The 22,908-nt window shown below is 71.0% G+C and carries 19 protein-coding genes; 13 read left to right on the top strand and 6 right to left on the bottom strand.

Features of this window, described 5'->3' with window-relative positions; genetic code table 11:
- Window positions 1–39 precede the first annotated feature (39 nt).
- Window positions 40–1,731 carry an RICIN domain-containing protein gene (locus ACQPZX_RS33910; RefSeq protein ID WP_433364411.1) on the top strand — a complete coding sequence of 564 codons (1,692 nt, stop codon included), beginning with the start codon at window positions 40–42 and terminating at the stop codon, window positions 1,729–1,731.
- 287 nt (window positions 1,732–2,018) lie between these two features.
- Here the strand turns inward: ACQPZX_RS33910 and ACQPZX_RS33905 are convergent, their stop codons facing one another.
- Window positions 2,019–3,098, bottom strand: coding sequence for an aldo/keto reductase (locus tag ACQPZX_RS33905; protein ID WP_433364408.1), 1,080 nt, complete (start codon window positions 3,096–3,098; stop codon window positions 2,019–2,021).
- 82 nt (window positions 3,099–3,180) lie between these two features.
- Between ACQPZX_RS33905 and ACQPZX_RS33900 the strand changes: the two genes are divergently transcribed.
- Window positions 3,181–4,071, top strand: a complete 891-nt coding sequence (locus tag ACQPZX_RS33900) for an AraC family transcriptional regulator (protein ID WP_433364406.1) — start codon at window positions 3,181–3,183, stop codon at window positions 4,069–4,071.
- Between the two features lie 31 nt (window positions 4,072–4,102).
- Here the strand turns inward: ACQPZX_RS33900 and ACQPZX_RS33895 are convergent, their stop codons facing one another.
- A complete protein-coding gene (locus ACQPZX_RS33895; RefSeq protein WP_433364403.1) occupies window positions 4,103–5,434 on the bottom strand; it encodes an extracellular catalytic domain type 1 short-chain-length polyhydroxyalkanoate depolymerase in 1,332 nt (443 codons plus the stop codon).
- Window positions 5,435–5,693: 259 nt separating this feature from the next.
- Between ACQPZX_RS33895 and ACQPZX_RS33890 the strand changes: the two genes are divergently transcribed.
- Complete coding sequence (locus tag ACQPZX_RS33890) at window positions 5,694–6,644, top strand: PaaX family transcriptional regulator (protein ID WP_433364400.1); 951 nt, start codon at window positions 5,694–5,696, stop codon at window positions 6,642–6,644.
- Window positions 6,645–6,709: 65 nt separating this feature from the next.
- On the opposite strand, the gene ACQPZX_RS33885 is transcribed toward ACQPZX_RS33890, so the two are convergent.
- Complete coding sequence (locus ACQPZX_RS33885; protein ID WP_433364397.1) at window positions 6,710–8,170, bottom strand: sigma-70 family RNA polymerase sigma factor; 1,461 nt, start codon at window positions 8,168–8,170, stop codon at window positions 6,710–6,712.
- A gap of 202 nt (window positions 8,171–8,372) precedes the next feature.
- Window positions 8,373–9,518 carry an RCC1 domain-containing protein gene (locus ACQPZX_RS33880; RefSeq protein ID WP_433364394.1) on the bottom strand — a complete coding sequence of 382 codons (1,146 nt, stop codon included), beginning with the start codon at window positions 9,516–9,518 and terminating at the stop codon, window positions 8,373–8,375.
- A gap of 342 nt (window positions 9,519–9,860) precedes the next feature.
- Between ACQPZX_RS33880 and ACQPZX_RS33875 the strand changes: the two genes are divergently transcribed.
- Genes ACQPZX_RS33875 through ACQPZX_RS33865 form a run of 3 tightly spaced genes read left to right on the top strand, consistent with a single transcriptional unit; the run spans window position 9,861 to window position 12,961 of the window.
- Window positions 9,861–11,153 (top strand): extracellular solute-binding protein, encoded by a 1,293-nt coding sequence (locus ACQPZX_RS33875; RefSeq protein WP_433364391.1) that lies wholly within the window; start codon window positions 9,861–9,863, stop codon window positions 11,151–11,153.
- Window positions 11,154–11,159: 6 nt separating this feature from the next.
- Window positions 11,160–12,128, top strand: coding sequence for a carbohydrate ABC transporter permease (locus ACQPZX_RS33870; RefSeq protein ID WP_433364388.1), 969 nt, complete (start codon window positions 11,160–11,162; stop codon window positions 12,126–12,128).
- On the top strand, window positions 12,125–12,961 hold the full coding sequence (locus ACQPZX_RS33865; protein WP_433364385.1) for a carbohydrate ABC transporter permease: 837 nt from the start codon (window positions 12,125–12,127) through the stop codon (window positions 12,959–12,961). Before ACQPZX_RS33870 ends, ACQPZX_RS33865 begins: the two co-directional genes overlap by 4 nt.
- 7 nt (window positions 12,962–12,968) lie before the next feature.
- On the opposite strand, the gene ACQPZX_RS33860 is transcribed toward ACQPZX_RS33865, so the two are convergent.
- Window positions 12,969–13,406, bottom strand: a complete 438-nt coding sequence (locus tag ACQPZX_RS33860; protein ID WP_433364383.1) for an ATP-binding protein — start codon at window positions 13,404–13,406, stop codon at window positions 12,969–12,971.
- 76 nt (window positions 13,407–13,482) lie between these two features.
- On the opposite strand from ACQPZX_RS33860, the gene ACQPZX_RS33855 reads away from it, so the two are divergent.
- Complete coding sequence (locus tag ACQPZX_RS33855; protein WP_433364380.1) at window positions 13,483–14,679, top strand: PP2C family protein-serine/threonine phosphatase; 1,197 nt, start codon at window positions 13,483–13,485, stop codon at window positions 14,677–14,679.
- Here ACQPZX_RS33855 and ACQPZX_RS33850 read toward each other — a convergent pair.
- Entirely contained in the window at window positions 14,670–15,281 is a 612-nt protein-coding gene (locus tag ACQPZX_RS33850) for a TetR/AcrR family transcriptional regulator (protein ID WP_433364377.1), read from the bottom strand. The two genes, ACQPZX_RS33855 and ACQPZX_RS33850, sit on opposite strands and share 10 nt — an antisense overlap.
- 92 nt (window positions 15,282–15,373) lie before the next feature.
- Between ACQPZX_RS33850 and ACQPZX_RS33845 the strand changes: the two genes are divergently transcribed.
- The 6 genes from ACQPZX_RS33845 to ACQPZX_RS33820 are packed head-to-tail and all read left to right on the top strand — an operon-like array spanning window position 15,374 to window position 22,748.
- Window positions 15,374–16,717, top strand: coding sequence for a cytochrome P450 (locus ACQPZX_RS33845; RefSeq protein ID WP_433364374.1), 1,344 nt, complete (start codon window positions 15,374–15,376; stop codon window positions 16,715–16,717).
- Between the two features lie 9 nt (window positions 16,718–16,726).
- The gene (locus ACQPZX_RS33840) at window positions 16,727–18,304 is read left to right on the top strand and encodes a succinic semialdehyde dehydrogenase (protein WP_433364371.1); all 1,578 of its coding nucleotides are present in this window, start codon (window positions 16,727–16,729) and stop codon (window positions 18,302–18,304) included.
- A gap of 10 nt (window positions 18,305–18,314) precedes the next feature.
- Complete coding sequence (locus tag ACQPZX_RS33835) at window positions 18,315–19,457, top strand: acyl-CoA dehydrogenase family protein (RefSeq protein ID WP_433364368.1); 1,143 nt, start codon at window positions 18,315–18,317, stop codon at window positions 19,455–19,457.
- Window positions 19,454–20,419, top strand: a complete 966-nt coding sequence (locus ACQPZX_RS33830; protein ID WP_433364365.1) for an acyl-CoA dehydrogenase family protein — start codon at window positions 19,454–19,456, stop codon at window positions 20,417–20,419. The genes ACQPZX_RS33835 and ACQPZX_RS33830 overlap by 4 nt, the downstream gene beginning before the upstream one ends.
- A complete protein-coding gene (locus tag ACQPZX_RS33825) occupies window positions 20,419–21,921 on the top strand; it encodes a class I adenylate-forming enzyme family protein (RefSeq protein WP_433364362.1) in 1,503 nt (500 codons plus the stop codon). The genes ACQPZX_RS33830 and ACQPZX_RS33825 overlap by 1 nt, the downstream gene beginning before the upstream one ends.
- Window positions 21,918–22,748, top strand: a complete 831-nt coding sequence (locus tag ACQPZX_RS33820) for an SDR family oxidoreductase (protein WP_433364359.1) — start codon at window positions 21,918–21,920, stop codon at window positions 22,746–22,748. Before ACQPZX_RS33825 ends, ACQPZX_RS33820 begins: the two co-directional genes overlap by 4 nt.
- The last annotated feature ends 160 nt before the right edge of the window (window positions 22,749–22,908 follow it).

Genomic DNA, 22,908 nt, shown 5'->3' with positions numbered 1-22,908 from the left:
CGATTCGTGCACGCCGTTTTCCTGAATGGAGACGAGCCGATGATCAGATCCCTCCGAACGGCCGCCGCGGCCCTGCTCCTCGTGGGACTCGCGGCGGCGCCCGCGTCCGCGGCCGCCGCATCCGCCACGCTCGTGGTGAACGCGAACCAGGTGTTGCGGCCGGTGACCCACGTCGCGACCGGGAGCCTGTACGGCCTGGCCAACGCGTCCCAGCCGACCGTCGCCCTGGCCCAGGCGATCAAGCCGAACACCTTCGTGCAGATGCCCGCGGGCGGCAAGCAACAGCCCACCGGCGACATCTCGGTGGTGGCGCCGACCGCGGTCAGCGTCGGCGCGAAGCTGGTCAACCGGCTCTCGGACTACTACGCGGGCTGGCCGTATCAGTTCAGCTGGAACACGTGGACGCCCTTCATCACCTCTCAGATCAACACGATGAAGTCGTCGTCCTACTACAACAACATCTCCGCGTACGAGCTGTGGAACGAGTCGGACAACACCTGGAACTCGTCCAACGGCACCTACGAGGCCTTCTGGACCACGACCTTCCGCCAAGTCCGCTCGCTCGACGCCACCAAGCCCATTCAAGGTCCCAGCTTCTCCGACAACATCAGCGACATGGAGAACTTCCTCCGCAATGCCGTCGCCACCAACACCGTGCCGGACATCCTCGCCTGGCACGAGCTCTCCAGCTCCTCGAAGATCGCGGGCGACGTGGCCAAGGTCCAGGCGCTCGAGGATCAGCTCGGGATCAGCCGGCGGCCGATAGCGATCGAGGAATACGCGTCGCCGAGCGAGGTCGGCCTGGCCGGTCCGCTCGTCGGGTACATCTCGAAGTTCGAACGTCTCGGCATCCGCGACGCCGAGCTGGCCTTCTGGAACCAGTCCGGCACTCTGGGAGATCTTCTGACGTCGAGGGGTGGCAGCCCGAACGCCGCCTATTGGCTCTACACGTGGTACGCGGCGATGAGCGGCAACATGGTCGTGACGACCCCGCCCGCCCAGACCGGCATCGACGGGTTCGCGTCCGTGCCGGCGGGCAACAACCAGGTCAGCATCGTCGTCGGCAACTGCAACGGATCCTGTGCCGTCACCGTCAACGGGCTCAACGCGCTCGGCCTCGGCAGCACCGTCACCGTCAAGGTCGAGCAGACCGTCTCCCAGGGCCGCACTGTCGCGTCCTCGGGCTCCAACACCATCTCGACCGCGTCATACACCCCGTCCAACGGCACCATCAGCGTTCCGATCACGATGGCCACCAACAACGCCTACCGCATCACCATCACGCCCGGCTCGACCGGCTCGACGCTCGCCGGCACGTACCGCATCACCAACGCCAACAGCGGCCTGCGCCTCGCCACCCGGAACCAGGCAACCGCCTGGGGCACCCCGGTCGTCCAGGAAACGGCGAGCAGCAGCGGCACCCAGATCTGGTCCCTGGTCGCCGACGGCGCCGGCCACTACAAGATCGTCAATCAGCAGGGCACCGTGCTGCTCGGCATCCAGGACGCCTCCACCAGCCAGGGCGCGTCCGCGCTGGTGTGGGGAGACACGGGCACGACGGATCATCTCTGGACGGTGACCCCGGACGGCGCCGGGCACTACAAGCTCTGGAACGTCAACAGCAACCTGCTGCTCGGGGTCACGAACATGGCCACGACCTCGGGCGCGCAGGTGCTCCAATGGGGCGACAACGGCACAGCGGACCATCTCTGGACGCTGACCAGGATCTGAGGGCAAGGGGCGCTCAAGAGGGCTGTTTGGCTCTCTTGGCGCCTCCCCAGAGCGATCCGGGGTTGGCCCGCCGCGGATAGCGCTCGAGCATCGCCGGATCGTCGGGCCGGTCCGGGCTCTTGCGGCGACGTCGCCGGCCACGAGCGGCCGCAGGCCGGGCGCCCAGAGCACGGAGGAGCCGGCCGTGTCGGTGAAGCCCGCCCAGAAGGAGCTGACCGATTCCGGTCCGGCCTGGATCAACGACCGGGCCGCGGTCTGCGGGGTGGCCACCGCTCGCACGTACTCCATCAGTACCTCACCTGGCCGGCGGAGCGCCGCAGCGGCACGGTGGTCGGGCGCCCGTCCACCGTCGCGCCGGCGAAGGCCAGCGCCGGGGCGAGGTCCCGGTTGTTGGCCGCCGGGAAGTTGAGCACCGGCGCCGAGATGTCGTCGAGTCGCGCGGTCTGCTCCGGCGACAACCGGGTGTCGACGGCGTCGAGGTTCGCCTTCAGCTGGTCCAGGCGCCGCGCCCCGATCAGCACGGACGTGACGCCGGGCCGCGCGGCGACCCAGGCGAGCGCGGCGGCGGCGGGCGTCACCGCGGCCTCCGACGCGACCTCGTGCAGCACGTCGATGACTCGCCAGTCGCTCTCCGCCGGGCCACCCACGAGGCCGGTCCGCAGGGTGTCCACCGGGGCGTCGCCGCGAGTGAACTTCCCGGAGAGCCAGCCGCTCTTGAGCGGGCTCCACGGCAGCACACCCATCCCGTGCTCGCCCGCCATCGGGATCAGCTCTCCCTCGCTGGTGCGTTCCAGCAACGAGTATTCGAGCTGCATCCCGACGGCCGGGGTCCAGCCGCGGAAATGTGCCACGACCTGCGCCTCGGCCGCCTTCCACGCGGGCAGGTCGGACAGGCCGACGTACCGGATCTTGCCGGCCGTGACGAGGTCGTCGAGGGCGCGCAGCGTTTCCTCGACCGGAACCCCGCGGTCCCAGTTGTGCAGCCAGTAGAGGTCCAGGTAATCGGTGCGCAACCGGCGCAGCGACTCCTCGGCCTGGGCGATGACCGCCTTGCGCCCGGCGCCGCCGCCGTTGGGATCGCCGGGGAACAGATTGGCGAAGAACTTCGAGCCGAGAACGATGCGATCCCGGACGCCGGGCCGGGCGGCCAGGTAATCGCCGATGATCTTCTCGGAGTGTCCGTTGGTGTAGATGTTGGCGGTGTCGATGGAATTGCCGCCGCGTTCCAAGTACTCCGTGATCATCGCCTCGGACTCGGCGACCGGGGCGCCCCAGCCGTGGTCCTCGCCGAAGGTCATCGCGCCCAGGGTGTACGGGCTGACGCGCAGGCCGGAGCGGCCCAGGGTGACGAAGCTGTCGAGTGGCATGCGTCCAGTTCACACCGGCGAGGCTGGGGCCGGGTAGATCAATGCTGTCGCGCCGTTGCCCGATCCTGCCAAAGTCGGCAGGATGGACCACGTGAGTGCGCTGCCCGCGATTCGTGATCTCGTGCTCCGCCACGCCGGCCTTCCGGCCCCGGGTGGTCTGATCCTGCATCGCAGCGACGCCCCGACCGAGCCGATGCCGTCCCAGTCGGCGCCGGTCTTCGCGTTGGTCGCACAGGGCACGAAACGCGCGGTTCTGGGGGAGCGGGTCTACACGTACGGCGCCGGGCAGTTCCTCGTCGCGTCGATGGAGCTGCCGGTGATCGCGCACGTCTCCCGAGCCACGCCCGCCGAGCCGTATCTGGTGCTGGGCCTGCCGCTGCGGCCGCCGCTGATCGCGGAGCTGGTGCTGGAGGCGCCGCCGGCGCGGGGCGAGCCGGCGCCGGGCATCGCGATCAGCGCGGCCGGCAACGAGCTGCTGGACGCGGTGCTGCGCATGCTGCGGTTGCTCGACCGTCCCGACGACCAGCGGGTGCTGTGGGCCGGCGTGGAGCGCGAGGTCGTCTGGCGGCTGCTGACCGGCCACCAGGGCGGCACGGTCCGGCAGATCGGGCTGGGCGACAGCAACGTCGTGCAGATCGGGCGGGCCGTCCGCTGGATCCGGGAGCACCACGCCGATCTGTTCCGCATCGAGGACGTGGCGCGGGTGGCCGGCATGAGCGTGACGTCGCTGCACCGGCACTTCCGGGCCATCACGACGATGACGCCGATCCAGTTCCAGAAGGCGATCCGTCTGCACGAGGCGCGCAACCTGCTGCTGGCCGAGCCCGGTGACGTGGCGGCCGTCGGGCTCGCCGTCGGCTACGAGAGCGCGTCGCAGTTCAGCCGCGAGTACCGCCGGCTGTTCGGGCTGCCGCCGGGCCAGGACGCGGCCCGCCTGGCCCGCGCCGGCGCGGCGCGGACCGTCGGCGTGTGAGACGGCCCGCGCCACGCCCGCCCTGGCGACCTCAGGCGGTGACGCAGGTGTTGTCGTTGAGCGTGAACGCGGAGGGCTTGCTCGCGTTACCGGTGTGGGTGGCCTGGAAACCGATGGTCACCGAGCCGTTGGCCGGGATCGCGCCGTTGTAGGCCGCGTTCCGGGCGGTCACCTGGCCGGAAGCCGGCGAGTACGAGGCGTTCCAGCCGGACGTGATGGTCTGCCCGCCCGGCAACGTGAAGACCAGCGACCAGCCGTTGACGGGCGTCGCGCCGGTGTTGGTGATCGTGAGGTTCTCGGTCAGGCCGGTGTTCCAGGCGTTCACGGTGGCCGTCACCCGGCACGCGCCCGAGGCCGGTGGGCTCGACGGCGGCGTGGTGGGTGGTGTGGTGGGCGGCGTCGTGGGTGGTGTGGTGGGCGGGGTGCTTCCGCCGGTGAGGCCGAAGAACGAGATCGCGTACGCGGCCATGCCGGCGCTCGGCAGGCTGTGCCCGGCGCCCTGGATGCTGTAGGCCTCCACCTGGACCGTGCCGGAGCCGTCGGCGTAGCGGCGGCGGTTCCATCCGGACTGCGGCGTGTCCGACGAGGACGGTGTCTGGCTCAGCCCGAACACGTTGGTCCACTGCTCGATCTCTTCCTGCAGCAGCGAGTACGGCACGAGCGTGTCGCTGGTGCCGTGCCACAACTGGACGCGCGGGCGCGGGCCGGTGTAGCCCGGGTACGCCTGCCGGACCGCGTCGCCCCACTGCTGGGGCGTCCGGTCCATGCTGCCGCCGGTGCATTTGCTGGTGCCCGGCGGATAGTCGGCGGCGTTGGCAAAGCAGCCGAACGGCACGCCCATGAAGGCCGCCCCGGCCTTGAAGACGTCGGGGTAGAGGGCGAGCATCTCGTTGGTCATCATGCCGCCGGAGGAGCTGCCGGTCGCGTAGACCCGGCCCGGGTCACCGCCGTACTGCCGTTCGACGTACGTGACCATCGAGACGATCGACACCGGGTCGCTGCCGCCGCCGCGGCGTTTGGCGGCGTCCGACCAGGTGTCGAAGCAGTTGCCGAACCCGGCCTGCTGGGTCGCGCTGGGATAGATGACCAGGAATCCGTAGCGGTCGGCCAGCCCGGCGAACTCGCTGCCCGAGTAGAAGCCCGGTCCCGAGCCGCCGCAGCCGTGCATGGCCACCACGATGGCGGGGTTGGCCGGGCGGTTGTCCGGCACGTAGATGTGCATTCGCATGCCGCCGGGGTTGTCGCCGAAGCCGGTCACCTCGGTCAACGAGGCGGCGAAGGCGGGCCGCGCCGCGGGCACGGCCAGACCGGCGATTGCCGCGGTGAGGACGGCCGCGAGCAGGACTTTCCGTCTGATCTTCATCGTCTGGCTCCTTTGTTCCGCGCAGGCGGGCATGGCCGGCCGCACGGTGGACTGCGCGGTCGACTGCCGCCATGGCAGGTGGAGAGAGGGAGGTACGCGTCAGAGGTGGTGGTGACATGCCGCGGGCACAGCGCATCGGTACAACGTGCGTGAACCGGTCCACCACCAATCGCGTGACACATATCCTTCACCCGGTACAGCAAACTGTCAATCGACATCTCTCGATCAATATGGCCGATCGGCCTTTAGAGTCGTCTCTGTGACCAGCCCGTACGACATCGACGAGATATTTCCGGAGGATGCGGCCGGCCCGGTGCGGCTGCCGCGGCGGCAGGCCGGACCGTCGCCGCAGGGCCTTACGGTTACCTTGCTGGCCGACTACACGCTGCGGTCGCGGGCCTGGCTGCCGTCCGCGGCCATCGTGGCCCTGCTGGCGGAGGCCGGCGTCAGCCAGGCCGGCGCCCGGACGGCGATCAGCCGGCTCTCCCGTCGCGGTGTGCTCGAGAGTCACCGGCAGGGCCGGCGCAGCTCGTACCGGCTGACCGCCGCGGCCGCCGGATTTCTGGCCGTCGGCGGGAGCGCGATTGTCTCTCCCGCCGCCGGCCGGCCGTGGGACGAGCAGTGGACGCTGATCGCCTTCTCCCTGCCGCAAGAGGAGGGCGCGCTCCGGCGAGGGCTGCGCAGTCAGCTGCGGTGGATGGGCTACGCGCCGCTGTACGACGGACTGTGGATCTCCCCGCACGACCTCAGCGAGAAGACCAAGGCCCGGCTCGCCGAGCTCACCCTCGGCACCCTGACCGTCTTCCGGGCCCGGCACGTGGAGCTCGACGCGGCCATCCGCCGCAGCCCGCTGGACGCCTGGGACACCGCCGGCATCGCGCGTCAGTACGAGGCCTTCATCCGGCGCTGGACCGCGACGCTGCCCGGCGCCTCCGCCGGGCGCATCGCCGGCGCCGAAGCGGTCCGGGCCCGGACCGAGGTCATGGACAGCTACCGGCGCCTGCCCATCCTCGACCCCGCGCTGCCGGCCCGGCTGCTGCCGCCGGGATGGTTGCGTGAGCCGGCCCGGGAACTCTTCATCGCCGTCTACGACGGGTTGGCGCAAGCGGCCGAGGATCATGTACGCGCGGTGGCGAGCCGGTACGCCGACGGACCGATCGCCGGCGTGGGCGCGCACACCGTCGCCGACCTCACGACCGGCTTCTCCTGACTCTCCGAGCGGGACGCCCTCCTCAGGCAGCGTCATAACAACTTTTCAGTAGTGGATTTCGTGGCTCAGCCCAATGGCGGGCGGACGAGGAATGAGCTGTCGGCGCGGAATTCGGCGCTTCCGTCGTCCTGGTCGATCCATATCTGATCGCCGACGTGGCGCAGGAAGAAGCCGCGGTAATTGAACGACTCGAGCGACACCGACCCGTTCAGGAAGCCGGTCTGGCGGCAGAACGTCGCGTCCCGCCGGAACAGCACGGTTCCGTCCTCCGGGCTCAGCCGGAGCCGGAAGGAGGAGTGCCGCAGGTAGCGGCCGTCCGGGCGGCGCAACGAGAAGCACGACGGATCGGCGAGCCCGGCGACCACCCGCAGGCTGGCCCGCTCCCGCGCCGCCGCGTCGCTCGCCGGGCCCACCGGAGTCAGCACCCCGGAGTCACCACTCACGGCGACGTACCGCCCGGGGATGCCGGCCGATTCCAGCGACATCCGTCCGATGGCGAGCTGGCCGGCCGCCGTGCCGGGCGTGGCCGTGCCGGTCCGTCCCGGTGGGGGCGCCGCCGACGTGGTCCATCCGGTCGTGGGCACCGTGACGCCGACGGCCAGGACGCCGACGGTGACCGTGGCCGCTACCGGGTGCGTCGCGGCCACCTGGACCGCGCGGCCCAGCCACGCGGCGAGGCCCGTCGCGACCTTGACCCCGGAACCGGCGGCCGCGCCGCCGGCCAGGGCCTTGACCACGGCGGCGGCCGCGAGCGCGGCCGGGACGGGCAGGAGGACCAGCCCGGCCAGCAACCGGTCCGTGGGCAGCAGGCTCCGGGTGGCGCGGGCGCACACCGGGCAGGACTGCACGTGGCGTCCGAGCCGCTTTCGCCAGTAGGGGTTCGGCGTTCCGTCCCACTCGGCCGAGACCTCGCCGAGCGTGTCGCAGCCTGGCATCGCCTCCAGCGCGGCGACGATCTGCCGGCTGGCCTCGAGCTGCTCGCGCATCCGCTGGATCCGGACGCCGGCGTGCGCGACGCTCGTCCCCAGGGCGGCGGCGACGTCGGCGCGGGTGAGCTCGCCGGTCATCTCGAGCCACCACAGAGAGAACGCGGTCCGCTCGTCCGTGCCCATCCACCGCAGCGCGTGCCCCACCTGCTGCCGCTGCCCCGAAAGCTCCACCCGCAGCAGGGCCGGCCCTTCCACGTCGGCGCCGGCGTCCGGGCGGCCGTACGCCGATTCCAGCGGGGCGACACGCCGGGCCGCGGCGTCGGCCCGCGCCAGGTGACTGCCGATCTGGCGTACGGCGATGGCGGCCAGCCAGGGCCGGAAGCTGTTCGCCGACCTCAGGTCGGGCATCTGCCGCAGGGCACGCACCAGCACGTCCTGCACGACGTCGTCGACGGCCGGGTCGCCGGGCAGCGCCCGGCGGACGAGGTTGTAGAGCATCGGCAGGTGCCGGCGGAACAACTCGTTCGTCGCGGCCGGATCCCCGGCGCGCGCGGCGACGACGAGCGGCTCGTCGCGACCGGAAAACGGCTGGTCCAACGCGGTGTCCTGACTTCGGCAAGGAAAAGTGAACGCTCACAATCTGCGCCACATGCTATGAGCGTCGCACCGCACATTCAAGACGATAGTTGGGCTGACCTCGCCGGTTACGTTTCAATCCATTGTTCGAAGACCATTCTCGGGGACCGAGAGAATGCGAATGCCGCCGGCCGGGCCCGGCGGCACTAATCGCGATGAATGGTCAGGCCGGCAGGCTCACCGGCGCCGGGGCCGGCCGGTCGACGGTGGTGCCGTCGCCGAGCTGTCCCGTGGGGTTGTAGCCCCAGCACCACAGGCTGCCGTCGGAGCGGGCCGCGCACGCGTGATAGGCGACGTCGAAGCTGCCCGTCCAGGTGGTGGCGTCGCCGACGCGGGCCGGCGCGTTCCGGTTGACGGTCGTGCCGTCGCCGAGCTGTCCGGCCATGTTGTTGCCCCAGCACCACAGGGTGCCGTCGGTGCGGGTCGCGCAGGTGGTGTTGAAGCTCGCGCCGACGGCGGACCAGGTGGCGCCGTCACCGACCCGCATCGGCGTGGTCTGGTACGTGGTGTTCGCGCCCAGCTGTCCGTACCCGTTCTCGCCCCAGCACCACAGTGTCCCGCCGGACCGGACCGCGCAGGTGAAGGCGTATCCGGCCGTCACGGCGGTCCAGGTGGTTTCGGTGCCGACCTGCGCCGGCGTGGCCGTGTAGCTCAGGATGCCCAGGCCGAGCTGCCCGGTCGTGCTGTCGCCCCAGCACCAGAGCGTGCCGTCGGTGCGCAGGGCGCAGGTGTGCGCGTACCCGGTCGTGACGTTCGACCAGGTGGTGGCGCTGCCGACCTGGACGGGCGCGGTCGCGTAGTAGACGTCGGTGCCGATGCCCAGTTGACCGAGCCGGTTGAAGCCCCAGCACCACAGCGTGCCGTCGGTGCGGACGGCGCAGGTGTGGCTGTCGCCGGCGCTGACCCGGGCCCAGTTCGTCGCGGCGCCGACCCGCACCGGCGTGCTCCGGTCGGTGGTGGTGCCGTCGCCGAGCTGACCCCGGCGGTTGCTGCCCCAGCACCAGAGCGTCCCGTCGGTGCGGACCGCGCAGTTGTAGCTGGTGCCCGCGTCCAGGGTGGCCCAGGTGGTGGCGTCGCCGACCTGGGCCGGCGCGGCGTGGCCCGTGGTGGTGCCGTCGCCGAGCTGGCCGCTCTCGTTGCCGCCCCAGCACCAGAGTGTGCCGCCGGTGCGGACCGCGCAGGTGTGCGAGTAGCCCGTGGCAACGGTGGCCGGCCCCGGGCTGGCAGCCGCGGAAGCCGGCTGAGCGACCACCAAAGCGGCCACCAGGCTCAGCACGGCGAATGCGGCCGCGATGATCGATCTTCTCACGTCGTTCCCCCAGCGAGTCGATGCATGAACGTTGGGGGCGCCGTTGCCCCGGCGGGCCGCGAACGGCCCCCCAGTTCATAGCACCGACCTTGCGACATTGACTACCGGCAATGTGGCGTGCGACTTCGGGCGTTGCTCATAACGAGATTTCAGTAAACATTTGAGGACCGGAAGTTTCGCACGCCCGCGAGAGGCTTGGTATTGACCGGGCCGTCTCAAGCTCGTAACGTGCCGCTTACGAAGCCAAAAGGTTTCGATCAATCTCCGAAACTTCCGAGCGGCCCCATGTTTTGGCCGCCTATTTCACGTGTGCCTGAGCAAGTGTCGAAAGGGGAGTTCACGGTGCCTCTCAGCCGTAGATCATTGTTGGGACTGACCGCCGCGACCGCCGCCGGCGCGGTTCTCGCCGGATGCAGCGACGACGACAGCGGCGGCGGCAAGTCGGGTTCCGCCAAGAAGATCCGGTGGTGGCACATCGCCAACACCGACCCGATGTTGTCGGCGTGGGCGCAGATGGCCCACCAGTTCGAGGCGTCGCATCCGGGCGTCAAGTTCGAGATCACCCCGCTGGAGAACGAGGCCTTCAAGACCAAGCTGACCACCGTCATCCAGGCCGGCGATCCACCGGACATCTTCCACACCTGGGGCGGCGGAGTGCTCTTCCAGCAGGCCGACGCGGGGATGGTCAAGGACCTCACGGGGGACGTCGGCGCCTGGAAGGACACGCTCATCCCGACCGCGCTCGGCGCGTACACCAACGACGGCAAGACGTACGCGTCCGCGGTGGACACCGGGATGGTCGGCTTCTGGTACAACAAGGAGCTCTTCGCCCGGGCCGGCGTCAGCACAGCGCCGGCCACCTGGGCCGACTACCTCGAGGCCGTGCGCAAGCTGAAGACCGCGAAGATCACGCCGATCGCGCTCGCCGGCAAGGAGAAGTGGCCGGGCCACTACTACTGGGCCTACCTGGCCATGCGGGTCGCCGGGCTGGACGCGCTGCGGCAGGCCGGTATCGACAAGAACTTCAACACGCCCGACTTCGTCGCGGCCGGTGATCGCCTGGCCGAGCTGGTCGCGCTGCAACCGTTCCAGACCGGCTACCTCGCCGCGGGCTACTCCACGGCGGACGGCCAGGCCGCGACCATGGGCAACGGCAAGGCGGCCATGGAGTTGATGGGCCAATGGGCGCCGGTCGTCGAGCGCGACAACTCGGCCGGTAAGAAAGGGCTCGGCGACAAGCTCGGGTTCTTCGCGTTCCCGGCGGTCGACGGCGGCAAGGGAAAGATCACCGACGCGTTCGGTGGCGGCGGCGGCTTCGCGGTCGGCAAGGACGCGCCACCCGAGGCGATCGAGTTCCTCAAGTTCATCGCGCAGCCCGAGAACGCCCGCATCGAGGCGAAGACCGCCGGCGTGCTGCCGGTGGTCGCGGCCGCGCAGGACGCCGTCACCGACCCCAACCTCAAGCAGGTGGGCGAGACGCTGGTCAACTCGACCGGATTCCAGCTCTACCTCGACCAGGCCTACGCCCCGGCGGTGGGCCAGCAGGTCAACGACAGCGTGGCCGAACTACTGGCCGGCAAGTCCTCGCCGCAGAAGGTCGTCGAGGCCATCACGACCGCGGCCAAGCAGGGCTGACCGGCGGTGCTCACCGACGAACGCCGGCCCGCGCCGGCCGTGCCCCCGCCGGTCGAGGCCGTCCGGCGGCGGCGCCGGCGGCCCTGGCCGACCATCGTGGCGTTCCTCAGCCCCGCGTTGGTGTTGTTCCTGCTGCTCGTGCTCACCCCGATCGTGGTCGCCGCGTACGGCAGCTTCTTCAACTGGAACGGCTTCGGCGCACCCACGCAGTTCGTGGGGCTGGAGAACTTCCGCCGCTTGCTCGCCGACGAGATCTTCGCCGGGGACCTGCGGCGGGCGATGCTGCTCGTGGTCCTGTCGCTCGGCGTCCAGCTTCCGGTGTCGCTGGCTCTGGCCATGCTGCTCAACCAGCCGTTGCGCGGCCGCCGCGCGTACCGGATGCTGTTTTTCACGCCCTTTGTCCTGTCGGAGGTCGTCACCGCGGTCCTCTTCACGATGATCTTCTCGCCCAATCAGGGCCTGGCGAACCACGTCACCCGGCTGATCGGGCTCGGCGACCTCGGCGCCACCTGGCTGGCCGACCCGGAAACCGTGATGTACTCGCTGTTCCTGGTGATCTCGTGGAAGTACTTCGGCTTCCACACGATCCTGTTCCTGGCCGGCCGCCAGGGAATTCCGCAGGAGCTGCACGACGCGGCCGCCATCGACGGCGCCGGGCCCTGGCAGGCCTTCCGGCGCATCACCCTGCCGCTGCTGGGACCCACCATCCGGATCAGCGTCTTCCTGTCGGTGCTCGGCACGATCCAGCTGTTCGACATGGTGTGGGTGCTCACCGGGGGCGGCCCGATCCGCTCGTCGGAGACCCTCGCCGTGACGATGTTCCAGGAGGGATTCAAGCGGTTCCACGTGGGCTACGCCAGCGCGATCAGCATGGCGATCTTCCTGATCAGCCTCGCCTTCGGCCTGCTCTACCAGCGGTTCGTCCTGCGCCGTGACCTCGAGGGCGCCGTCACCACGATCGGAGACGGGCGATGAGCCACGCCACCGGCGCGCGCCGGACCCGACACACCGCCCTGCAACTGCTCAGCATCCTGGTCGCGGCCGTCGTGGTCGTGCCGATCGTCTTCGGCGTGCTGGGCGGGTTCAAGGACAACGGCCAGCTGTTCACCAACCCGTTCGGGCTGCCCGACCCGTGGATCCCCGGCAACTACCTCGACGCGCTGCGCTCGTCGGCGTTCTGGCAGCAGGCCACCAACAGCCTCGTCATCGCGGTCGCCAGCACGATCCTGGTGGTTCTGGTCGGCGCCATGGCCGCGTACATCTTCGCCCGGTACGCCTTCCCGGGCCGCGAGTTGCTGTTCACGCTCTTCGCGATCGGGCTGATGTTCCCGTTCGCCGTGGCGATCCTGCCGCTGTTCATCCTGCTGCGCGAGATGAGCCTGCTGAACAACCCGCTCGGGGTGGTGCTGCCGCAGGCGGCGTTCGGCCTGCCCATCACCATCGTCATCCTGCGCAGCTTCTTCCGCGGCATCCCGGCCGAGGTCGAGGAGTCCGCGGTGCTCGACGGCTGCGGCCCGTTCCGCTTCTTCTGGCGGATCCTGCTGCCGATGTCCCGGCCCGCCCTCGGGACCGTCTCGGTCCTCGCCGTGGTGGGCAGCTGGAACAACTATCTGCTCCCGCTGATCGTCTTCAACGACTCCCGGTGGTGGACGCTGCCGCTGGGCGTCCAGCAGTTCCAGTCGCAGTACTCGGCGGACACCGCGCGGATCCTCGCCTACGTCACCCTGGCGATGCTGCCGTCGCTGATCTGCTACGCCTTGGCCGAGCGGCAACTCATCAGCGGCCTCACCAGCGGCATCGGCAAGTGATGAACCGCTAGTCCGCATGGGGTATGGGGAACTGAGCCCAGACGCGCTTGGTCGTCTCGTCGCGATACCAGCCCAGAGCGCCGGCGAGATCGTCGACGATGTGCGTCCCGAACCCGCCGGCCCGGTGCGCGTCCGGAGCCTTCGGCCGGGGTACGGCGCCGATGTCGTCGTCGACGACCTCGAGGATGAAGGTCGTCGCGGTCCGGCGCAGGCAGACCAGAGTGGGCCTGCCGGCGTGGGTCAGGGCGTTGGTGGCCAGCTCGGTGGCGACGACGGCCACTTTCTCGGGGATCTCGTCCAGCACGCCGCCGGCGGGCATGGGCTGGCCGGTCAACGCCGCGAACAGTGATGCCCGCAGGCGACCCAGCTCCTCGTAGCTGTCCAGCACCCATTCCCGCAGCAGCTCGCCCTGCTCGGGCGGACGAGTCGAAGGCTGAAACGACATAGCGGCCCATTGCCCCGGAAACCGAATCTCTATGCGGTTCGATGGCGAGCTGTGTGGAAAGCGTACGCATGTGACGATGAGCGAGCTCGAGCCGCTGCGGCAGATCCTGCGCCAGTCGCACCACGCCCGGCCGGAGGATCTGCCCGAGATGGCGATGCGGGTGGCGCCCGTGCTGGGGGTTTCCGCGTTGGTGATCTATATCGTTGATCATCAGCAACGTGTCCTCGTCCCGCTGCCGGGCGGTTCCGCGCCGCACCGTGCGCCGACAGCGGTGGAGGGCACGATACCGGGGCGCGCCTTCGCGCTGCTCGCTCCGTGCATCGGCGAGGAGCGACTGTGGGTCCCTCTGCTCGACGGTGCGGAACGTCTGGGCGTGCTCGAGGTCGTCCTGACCCAGGCGCCGGACGAGACGCTGGTGGACAACTGCGAAGCGGTGGCCTCTCTGCTGGCCGAGCTGGTGGTCACGCGGAGCTCGTACAGCGACGCCATCGAGCGGATCCGCCGCCGGCAACCCATGCGGCTGGCCGCCGAGATGCTGCGCGCGCAACTGCCGCCGCTGACCTTCTCCACCGGCCACCTGATGATCAGCGGCATTCTGGAGCCGTGCTACGACGTCGGCGGTGACGCGTTCGACTACGCCATCAACGGCGACGTCGCCCATCTGGCGCTGTTCGACGCCACGGGTCACGGGTCGGCCGGGGGAATGCGGGCGGTGATCCTGGCGTCGCTGGCTCTGGCGTCGTATCGCAACGCCCGCCGCGGCGGCTTGGACCTGACGGCCACCTATCACCACATCGACGCCGCGGTCCGCGATCACGATCGGTTCGGGATGATCACCGCGGTCCTGGCCGAGCTGGACCAGCGCACCGGCGTGCTGCGGGTGATCTCCGCCGGTCATCCGAGCGGGATCGTGATCCGGCAGGGCCGGGTGGTCAAGGTCCTGCCGACCCCGACAGCCCTGCCGGTGACATTGGGCGAGAACCGGGCGCCGGTCGTGGTCGAGGAGGCTCTCGAGCCGGGGGATCGGCTGCTGCTCTACACCGACGGGATCATCGAAGCGAGGTCGCCGGAGGGCGAGCAGTTCGGGATGGACCGGCTCATCGACTTCGCGGTCAAGGCGGTCGCCGACGAGCTGCCCCTGCCCGAGACGACCCGGCGGCTCGTGCACGCCATCCTCGACTACCAGAACCACGAGCTCCAGGACGACGCCACGGTGCTGCTGGCCGAATGGGTCAGCGCCGCCCCACCGCGCCCGGACGGCCGTCAGCGGTAGATGCCCAGCAGCGCCCGGGAGGCGGCCTCGACGATCTCGTCCGTGGAGGCCACGAGCGTGCCGTCCAGCCAGGCGGTGATGAGCTCGGCCATGCCGCCGATGAAGAGCAGGCCGCCGATCTCGTCCTCGTTGGTGCTGCGGCCGGGGGAGCCGAGGAGCTTGCGCGACTCCAGCGCCGACTGGTGGGCCAGGTAGCGGAGCAGGTCGGTGCGGCGCTGCCGCAAACTCGGCACGGCGACCGACTCCACGATCGCGACCCGCCCCTTGCGCGGGTCGTCCACCAGCAGTTCCATGAACGCCCGCACCGAGGCGCGCACCCGGGCCACCGGGTCGTCGCCGGCGGCCTCGGCGGCCGTGCGGCTGGTCGTCTCGATCTCGGCGGCGATGGCGTCCATGACCGCCTCGAGCAGCGCCTCCAGCCCGGTGAAGCTCTCGTAGAAGTAGCGCTCGCTCAGGCCCGCCTCGGCGCAGACGGCGGTCATCGTGGTGCGGGTCAGCGGGTCGGCCCAGACCGTGAGGGCGGCGGCGAGCAGCCGGGCGCGGCGCTCGGCCGCCCGGTCGGCGGCGCTGACGCCGCGGTAGATGCCTGACTGCACCGCCATGAAACCCACGATGCCACAACCGGCCCTCGAAGGTTGACAGGACGCCCTTCCCGAATAACGCTGGGCGGAACGAGGATGCCTAGAGGTGAGCCATGACGGCCGAGACTCTGCAAGCGCGCCACGTTCCACCCCTGCGCCGCGACGACCGGGGCGTGCCCTGGATCGGCCAGATCTTCGCGTACCAGAAGGATCCGATCCGGCTCTACCGCCGCAAGTGGGAGCACTACGGCCCGGTCGCTCCGTCCCACATGCTCGGCAAGAACACGGTGATCCTGCTCGGCCCGGACGCCTGCGGCGAGGCGCTGCAGAACCGGGACAAGGCGTTCGCCAACGAGCCGGCCTGGTCGCAGCTGGTCGGCCCGTTCTTCCACGGTGGCCTCATGCTCATCGACTTCGACGAGCACCACGACCACCGGCGGATCATGCAGGAGGCGTTCACCCGGCCGCGGCTGGCCGGGTACACCCGCCGGCTGCACCCGGCCATCGAGCGGGGCATGGCGAGCTGGGGGTCCGGCAAGCAGTTCCGGGCGTACTGGCGGCTCAAGCAGCTCACTCTCGACATCGCCGCCGATCTGTTCATGGGCGGCGCCGGGCAGACGAGCAAGGCCGAGATGGACCGGGTCAACAAGGCGTTCATCAGCTGCGTGCAGGCCGCGGCCGGCATCGTACGGGCGGACGTGCCGCTCACCCGCTGGGGCCGCGCCTACCGCGGTCGCAAGGTGCTGGAGGGCTTCCTCCGGGGCTACCTGCCGGCCAAGCGGGCCGAGCGGACCGACGACATCTTCTCGGTGCTCTGCCACATCGAGACCGACGACGGCGAGCGCTTCACCGACGACGACGTCATCAACCACATGATCTTCCTGATGATGGCGGCGCACGACACGTCGACGATCACCACGTCCGCGATCCTGCAGTACCTCGGCCAGCACCCCGCCTGGCAGGACCGCTGCCGGGCCGAGTCGATGGCGCTCGGGCCGGCGCCGGAGCTGGCCGAGCTGGAGTCGCTCGTCTCGATCGACCTGGTCATGCGCGAGGCGCTGCGCCTGCGCGCGCCGGTGCCCGTCCTGGTCCGCTACGCGGTCAAGGACACCGTCGTGCAGGGCGTCCGCATCCCGGCCGACACCTTCTGCACGCTCGGCATCCAGTTCACCCAGCTGATGGAGGAGTACTGGACCAACCCGATGGTCTTCGATCCCGAGCGTTTCGCGCCGGGGCGCCGCGAGGACCGCTCGCACCGGTTCGCCTGGGAACCGTTCGGCGGCGGCGTACACAAATGCATCGGCCTTTATTTCGCCGGCCTGGAGGTCAAGGCGATCATGCACCGGCTGCTGCGCGGCTACCACTGGAGCGTCGACCCCGGCTACGTCCCGCCGATCGACAACCACTCGCTGCCGTTCCCCAAGGACGGCCAGCCCATCGTCCTGGTCCGGAACTGAGCCGCGGTCATGGCCACGGTCAGCGCCCACCGCCCGGCCTGGCTGACTGACGCCCGGCTCGCCTCGCTGCGGCGCTGGGTCGCCGTCACCGGTCCCGGCAGTGGAGTCACCACCACCGCGATCGCGCCGTTCGATGCCCTGCCCACGGTTCCGGTGCCGGCCTGCACGCCGGCCGACGTCGAAGCCGCGGTGGTCCGGGCACGTCCGGCGCAGGCGGCTTGGAGCGAGATATCGTACGGATCCCGCGCCGACGTCGTGCTCCGGTTCCACGACCTTCTCCTCGAGCGGCAGGACGAGGTGCTGGACCTGATCCAGTGGGAGATGGGCAAGGCCCGCTTCCACGCCTGGCAGGAGGTCCTGCTGCTGGGCACCGTGGCCCGTCACTATGCCCGGCACGGTCACACGTACCTGCAGGACCGCGCCGTCCGCCCGGCCGTCCCGGTGGTCACGCACGCCCGCGAGCTTCGCATCCCCAAGGGCGTCGTCGGGATCGTGTCGCCCTGGAACTACCCGCTCTACCTCGGCGTCGGCGACCTGATCCCGGCGCTGCTGGCCGGCAACGCCGCCGTCAGCAAGGCGGACGAGCAGACACCGCTGAGCCTGCTGTGGGCCCGGGCCCTGATGGCCGAGGCGGGCCTGCCGGAAGACGTCTGGCAGGTCGTCGCCGGCGACGGTCCGGCGATCGGCACGGCCCTCGTCGATGCCGTGGACTACCTCTGCTTCACCGGCTCCACCGCCACCGGCCGGCTTGTGGCCGAGCGGGCCGCGCGCCGGCTCATCGGCACGTCGCTCGAGCTCGGCGGCAAGAATCCGCTCATCGTCCGCGCCGACGCCGACCTGGAGCTCGCCGCCCGCGGCACCGTGGAGGCCGCGTTCGCCAACACCGGCCAGATGTGCATCCACATCGAGCGCGTCATCGTGCACGCGGAGGTCTACGACGCGTTCACCGCCGCGCTGCTGGCCGCCACCAGCGGGCAGCGGCTGGGCCAGGGCTTCGGCTTCGGATACGACGTCGGGCCGTTGGCCGGCCAGGCTCAGTTGGAGAGGGTTGGCGCGCACGTGCGGGACGCCGTCGCCAAGGGCGCGACGGTGCTGGCCGGCGGGCGCGCCCGCCCCGACATCGGCCCGTACGCGTATCAGCCCACCGTCCTCGCCGACGTCACCGACGAGATGGACGTGTGTCTCGGCGAGACCTTCGGCCCGGTCGTGGCACTGCACCGCGTGGCCGACGACGCCGCCGCGATCGCTGTGGCCAACCGGGGGCGCCAAGGCCTGTCCGCCAGCATCTTCAGCCGGAACACCGCCGAGGCGGAGGCGATGGCGCGCCGGATCCGCGCGGGCGCGGTCAACATCAACGACGGCGCCGGCCTCGCGATCGGCACGGTGGAGGCGCCGATGGGCGGCCGCGGGGAGAGCGGCCTGGGCCGCCGCCACGGCGCGGAGGGGATCCGCCGGTTCACCGACGCGCAGACCGTCGCCGTCTCCCGCGTCGGCCCGGTCGGCCCGCCGCCCGGCCGGCCGGCGGAGTCGTTCGTGGCACTCGGCAACAGGCAGTTGAAGCTGCTCCGGCGGCTCGGCATCCGGTGAAGGGATCAGTATGGACTTCGACGACACCCCGGACGAGGCAGCCTGGCGCGCGTCGGTGCGCACGTTCCTGTCGCAGCACCGTGCCGTCGACGATCCGCGAGCCTGGCAGGCCACGCTGTACGAGGCCGGGTTCGTGGGCGTCGCGTGGCCGGTGGCAGCCGGCGGCCGCGGCGGCACGCCGATGCAGCAGGCGATCGTCGACCAGGAGATGGCCAAGCTCGGCCTGCCCGCGCTGATCAACCTCATCGGGATCGGCATGTGCGGCCCGACCGTGATGATGCACGGCAGCGACGACCAGAGGGAGCGCTACCTCAAGCGGCTGCTGCGCGCCGACGACCTGTGGTGCCAGCTGTTCAGCGAGCCGGCGGCCGGCAGCGACCTGGCCGGGCTGCGCACCCGGGCCGTCCGCGACGACGGCGGCTGGCGGATCAACGGCCAGAAGGTGTGGACGACGCTGGCGCACCTGGCCGACTACGGGATCCTGCTCACCCGCACCGATCCGGCCGTACCCAAACACCGCGGCCTGACCATGTTCGTGGTCGACATGAAAGCCCCAGGCGTCACCGTACGGCCGTTGAAGCAGATGAACGGGGACGCGCATTTCAACGAGGTGTTCTTCGACGACGTGCTGGTGCCCGACACCGAGCGGCTGGGTGAGCCCGGCGAGGGCTGGCGGGTGGCGCTGACGACGCTGATGAGCGAGCGGCTCTCGCTCGGCGGCGGCGGCACGTCGATCGGGCCCAAGCCCGAGGCGGTGGCCCGGCACGTCGCCGAGCACATCGGCGCGCTGCCGGCCGACCGGCAGGTGCTGGCCCGCCAGGAGCTCGGCCGCGGGTACGTCGCCGCGCTCGGCGCCCGGTACACCGGCTACCGCCAGCTCTCCAAGCTCAGCCGCGGCGAGCTGCCCGGCCCGGAGGCGTCGGCGGGCAAGCTGAGCGGCACCCGGTCGGCGCGGGACCTGACCGACCTCGCGGTGCGCGTCCTCGGCGGCGACGCCCGCGTCGGCGACAACATCTGGCAGAACATGCAGGCGGTGCTGCCCGGCATGGCCATCGCGGGCGGCAGCGACCAGGTGCTGCGCAACATCATCGGCGAGCGGGTGCTCGGCCTGCCCGCGGAGCCCCGCGTCGACAAGGGAGTTGATTGGCGTTGAACTTCGACCTGGACGACGAGCACCGGGAGCTGGCCGGCGCCGCCGCCGAGTTCCTGTCGGCCTTCGCCTCCCCGGCGGCGGCCCGCGCGGCTCTCGAGGACGGCGCCGCGGTCCGGCCCGGCCGCGCGGAGCTGGTCAAGAGCGGCTACGCGACGATCACGGTCCCGGAGAGCGGCGGGTCCGTCCTCCAGTTGGCGGTGGTGGCCGAGCAGGCCGGCCGGGTGCTGGCCGGCCCGTCGCTGGTGAGCTTCGCGCGGGCGGCCGTGCTCCTGGAGAACGACGCCGACCGGCTGGCCGGCCTCGCCGACGGCAGCCTGGCCGTCGCGGTGATCGACGACGACGGACCGGTCCTGGACGCGATCGGCGCCGACACCTTCCTGGCAATGCGCGACGGCGCCCTGGTCTGCGGGCCGGGCACGGTCGCGGCCCGCGAGCCGATCGACCCGACCCGGGGCCTGGGCGACGTCACACTGGGCGAGACCACCGTGCTCGTGCCCGATGCCGCCGAGCTGTGGCAGCGGGGCGAGCGGGTCGGCCGGACGATCCTCGCTGCCGAGGGCCTGGGCGCCGCGGCGCGCGTCCTCGAGCTCGGGGTCGCGTACGCGAAACAGCGCCAGGCCTTCGGGCGGCTCATCGGCTCGTACCAGGCGGTGAAGCACATGCTCGTCGATGTCTACGTCGAGGTGGAGCAGCTGCGGTCGCTGGTCTGGTGGGCCGCCTGGGCCGCCGACCGCGCGCCCGGCGAACTGCCCCTGGCCGCGGCCGCCGCCAAGGCCGCCGCGGCCACCACTTTGGAACACGCGGCGGAGACGGTGATCCAGGTGCACGGCGGCATCGGGTTCACCTGGGAGCACGACGCGCACCTGTACTGGCGGCGCGCCAAGGTGGACCGGTTCCTGCTCGGTGACGATGTGGCGGCCTTCGACGAGGTCGCCCGGCTGGCGATGGGGGAGGTGGCGTGATGAGCGGTCCCGGGGAACACAATCTGGCGGTCCTCGCCGAGCAGTCCTTCGAGCGCCTCGGCGACTACGAGTCGCTGTTCTTCGAGGGCGCCTGGCTGACCTCGGCCCAGATCCACGAGCGGTCGGCCCGGGTCGCCGGCGGCCTGCGCGCGCACGGGGTCGAGCCGGGCGACCGGGTGGTCGTGATGACGACGAACACGCCCGAGGTGTTCATCGCCTACCGGGCGATCTGGCGGGCCGGCGCCGTGGTGACGCCGGTGATCTTCCTGCAGAGCCCGCCGGAGCTGCGGCACATCCTCACCGACTCCGGCGCCACCGCGGCGATCATCAGCCCCGAGCTGGCCAAGCTGTTCGGCGCCGCCGCCGACGGGCTGGGGATCACGACGTTCGTCATCGGCGAGAACTTCGCCGCTCTCGAAGCCGGCGAACCGGCCGGGATCGAGCCGCGCGGGGACGACGACCTCGCGGCGCTGCTCTACACCGGGGGCACCACGGGGCGGGCGAAGGGCGTCATGCTCAGCCACCGCGGACTGTGGGAGAACGGGCGCGGCCTCGACCTCGCCGCCCGCACGACGCCCGCGACCCGCACGCTGCTGCCGCTGCCGTTGTCGCACGCGTACGGACTCATCGTCGTCATCGCCGGCCTGCACTCCGACCGCCGGCGCGTGTCGGTGCTCCAGCGCTGGTTCGATCCGGTCGGCTGGCTGGAGCTGGTCGCCGAGCACCGGCTGGAGAGCAGCTCGGTCGTCCCGGCGATGCTGCAACTGCTGCTCGGCCAGCCGATCGGCGACTATGACCTGTCCTCGCTGGTCTCGTTCGGCTCGGGCGGCGCCACCCTCCCGCCGGCGATCCGGGTCGCGGCCGAGAAGGCCTTCGGCGTGACCGTCCTGCAGGGCTACGGTCTGACCGAGTCGAGCGCGGTGGTCTCGGCCGAGACCATGGCCGACCACCGGGCCGGCAGCGTCGGCAAGCCGCTCGCGCACGCCGAGGTGGCGATCCGCGACCTCGAGGGCAACGCGGTGCCGGCCGGCGAGGACGGCGAGATCTGCGTGCGCGGCGCCGGGGTGATGCTCGGGTACTGGAACGATCCGGAGCTGACCGCCCGGACCGTACGCGATGGGTGGCTGCACACCGGCGACATCGGGCGCCTCGACGAGGACGGCTACCTCTACGTCGTGGACCGGTTGAAGGACCTCATCATCCGGGGCGGGTTCAACGTCTTCCCGCGCGACGTCGAGGACGTGCTGCTCGAGCATCCGGCGGTGCAGCTGGCGGCCTGCGTCGGACGGCCGGACGCGGAGAGCGGCGAGGAAGTCGTCGCCGTCGTGCAGCTCGCGCCGGGCCAGGAGGTGACCGGCGCGGAGCTCGTCGAGTTCACCCGGGCCCGGATGGCGAAATACAAATACCCGCGGGAGGTCACCGTGCTCGAAGCGGTGCCGCTGACCAGCGTCGGGAAGATCAATCGCAAAGCCGTACGGGATCTCGTCGGGAGGGATCGATGAGCCGCAAGATCTCCGGGATGGCCGTGATCGTCACGGGCGGCGCGCGGGGCATCGGCCGCGCCACCGCGGAACGCCTGGCACGGCTCGGTGCCTCGGTCGCGATCGGCGACCTCGACGCCGACCTGGCGGCCACGGTCGCCGCGCCCTTCGGCGACCGGGTCGTCAGCGAACGGCTGGACGTCACGGATCCCGCCTCGTGGCGGGACTTCCTGGCCGCGGTGAGCGAGCTGGGCCCGTGGGACGCGCTGATCAACAACGCCGGCATCATGCCGCTCGGCTCGCTGCTCAAGGAGCCCGACCAGATCACCCGGACCATCTTCGACGTCAACGTGTTCGGCATGATCAACGGCACGAAGGCGGTCGCTCCCGGCATGGTCGACCGCGGGCACGGCCACATCGTCAACGTGGCCTCGGCGGTGGGACGCCTCGCCGTCGCCAACGGCGCCACGTACTCGGCCTCGAAGTTCGCCGTGGTCGGCTTCAGCGAGGCGATGCGGGCCGAGCTCGCCCCGGACGGCGTCGACGTCACGCTCATCCTGCCGACGGTGGTGCAGACCGAGCTCTCCGCCGGGGTCCCCGCCGCCAAGGGCGTCAAGCCGGTCACAGCCGAGGACGTGGCCAAGGTGATCGAGTCCGCCCTGCGCAAGCCGCGCGCCGAGCTCTGGGTGCCGCGCTGGGTCCAGGGTCCCACGAAGTTCACCCAGGCCCTCCCGCGCCGCGTCACGGCCGTGCTCGACCGGTTGTCCGATGCCGGAAAGGTCCTCAGCCGCGCCGACCCGGCCGCCCGGGAGGCCTACGAGGAGCGCGCCCGGCGCAACGCCGGCTAGACGGTATGAGGGTCCTGGTTGACCGGGCCGGGGCCTCACTCGCAAGTTGACGTGGATTGCTGGCGAGGAGTTGGCCTCGCCGGCACCACATTTGCGGGAGGCCCCGGTGTTTTCTGAGCGTACGAGTGTCGGGTTGGACGTGCATGCGCGGTCGATCGTG

Source organism: Actinoplanes sp. CA-142083 (assembly GCF_050942195.1).
Lineage (GTDB): Bacteria > Actinomycetota > Actinomycetes > Mycobacteriales > Micromonosporaceae > Actinoplanes.
The sequence above is the reverse complement of the archived record's forward strand: the minus strand, read 5'-3'. Positions and strand labels throughout refer to the sequence as shown.

Excerpts from the sequence above, each read along its gene's own strand:
- ACQPZX_RS33910 (WP_433364411.1), top strand. The coding sequence starts at position 40 with ATGATCAGATCCCTCCGAACGGCCGCCGCGGCCCTGCTCCTCGTGGGA.
- ACQPZX_RS33905 (WP_433364408.1), bottom strand. The coding sequence starts at position 3,098 with ATGCCACTCGACAGCTTCGTCACCCTGGGCCGCTCCGGCCTGCGCGTC.
- ACQPZX_RS33900 (WP_433364406.1), top strand. The coding sequence starts at position 3,181 with ATGGACCACGTGAGTGCGCTGCCCGCGATTCGTGATCTCGTGCTCCGC.
- ACQPZX_RS33895 (WP_433364403.1), bottom strand. The coding sequence starts at position 5,434 with ATGAAGATCAGACGGAAAGTCCTGCTCGCGGCCGTCCTCACCGCGGCA.
- ACQPZX_RS33865 (WP_433364385.1), top strand. The coding sequence starts at position 12,125 with ATGAGCCACGCCACCGGCGCGCGCCGGACCCGACACACCGCCCTGCAA.
- ACQPZX_RS33860 (WP_433364383.1), bottom strand. The coding sequence starts at position 13,406 with ATGTCGTTTCAGCCTTCGACTCGTCCGCCCGAGCAGGGCGAGCTGCTG.
- ACQPZX_RS33855 (WP_433364380.1), top strand. The coding sequence starts at position 13,483 with ATGAGCGAGCTCGAGCCGCTGCGGCAGATCCTGCGCCAGTCGCACCAC.
- ACQPZX_RS33850 (WP_433364377.1), bottom strand. The coding sequence starts at position 15,281 with ATGGCGGTGCAGTCAGGCATCTACCGCGGCGTCAGCGCCGCCGACCGG.
- ACQPZX_RS33845 (WP_433364374.1), top strand. The coding sequence starts at position 15,374 with ATGACGGCCGAGACTCTGCAAGCGCGCCACGTTCCACCCCTGCGCCGC.
- ACQPZX_RS33840 (WP_433364371.1), top strand. The coding sequence starts at position 16,727 with ATGGCCACGGTCAGCGCCCACCGCCCGGCCTGGCTGACTGACGCCCGG.
- ACQPZX_RS33835 (WP_433364368.1), top strand. The coding sequence starts at position 18,315 with ATGGACTTCGACGACACCCCGGACGAGGCAGCCTGGCGCGCGTCGGTG.
- ACQPZX_RS33825 (WP_433364362.1), top strand. The coding sequence starts at position 20,419 with ATGAGCGGTCCCGGGGAACACAATCTGGCGGTCCTCGCCGAGCAGTCC.
- ACQPZX_RS33820 (WP_433364359.1), top strand. The coding sequence starts at position 21,918 with ATGAGCCGCAAGATCTCCGGGATGGCCGTGATCGTCACGGGCGGCGCG.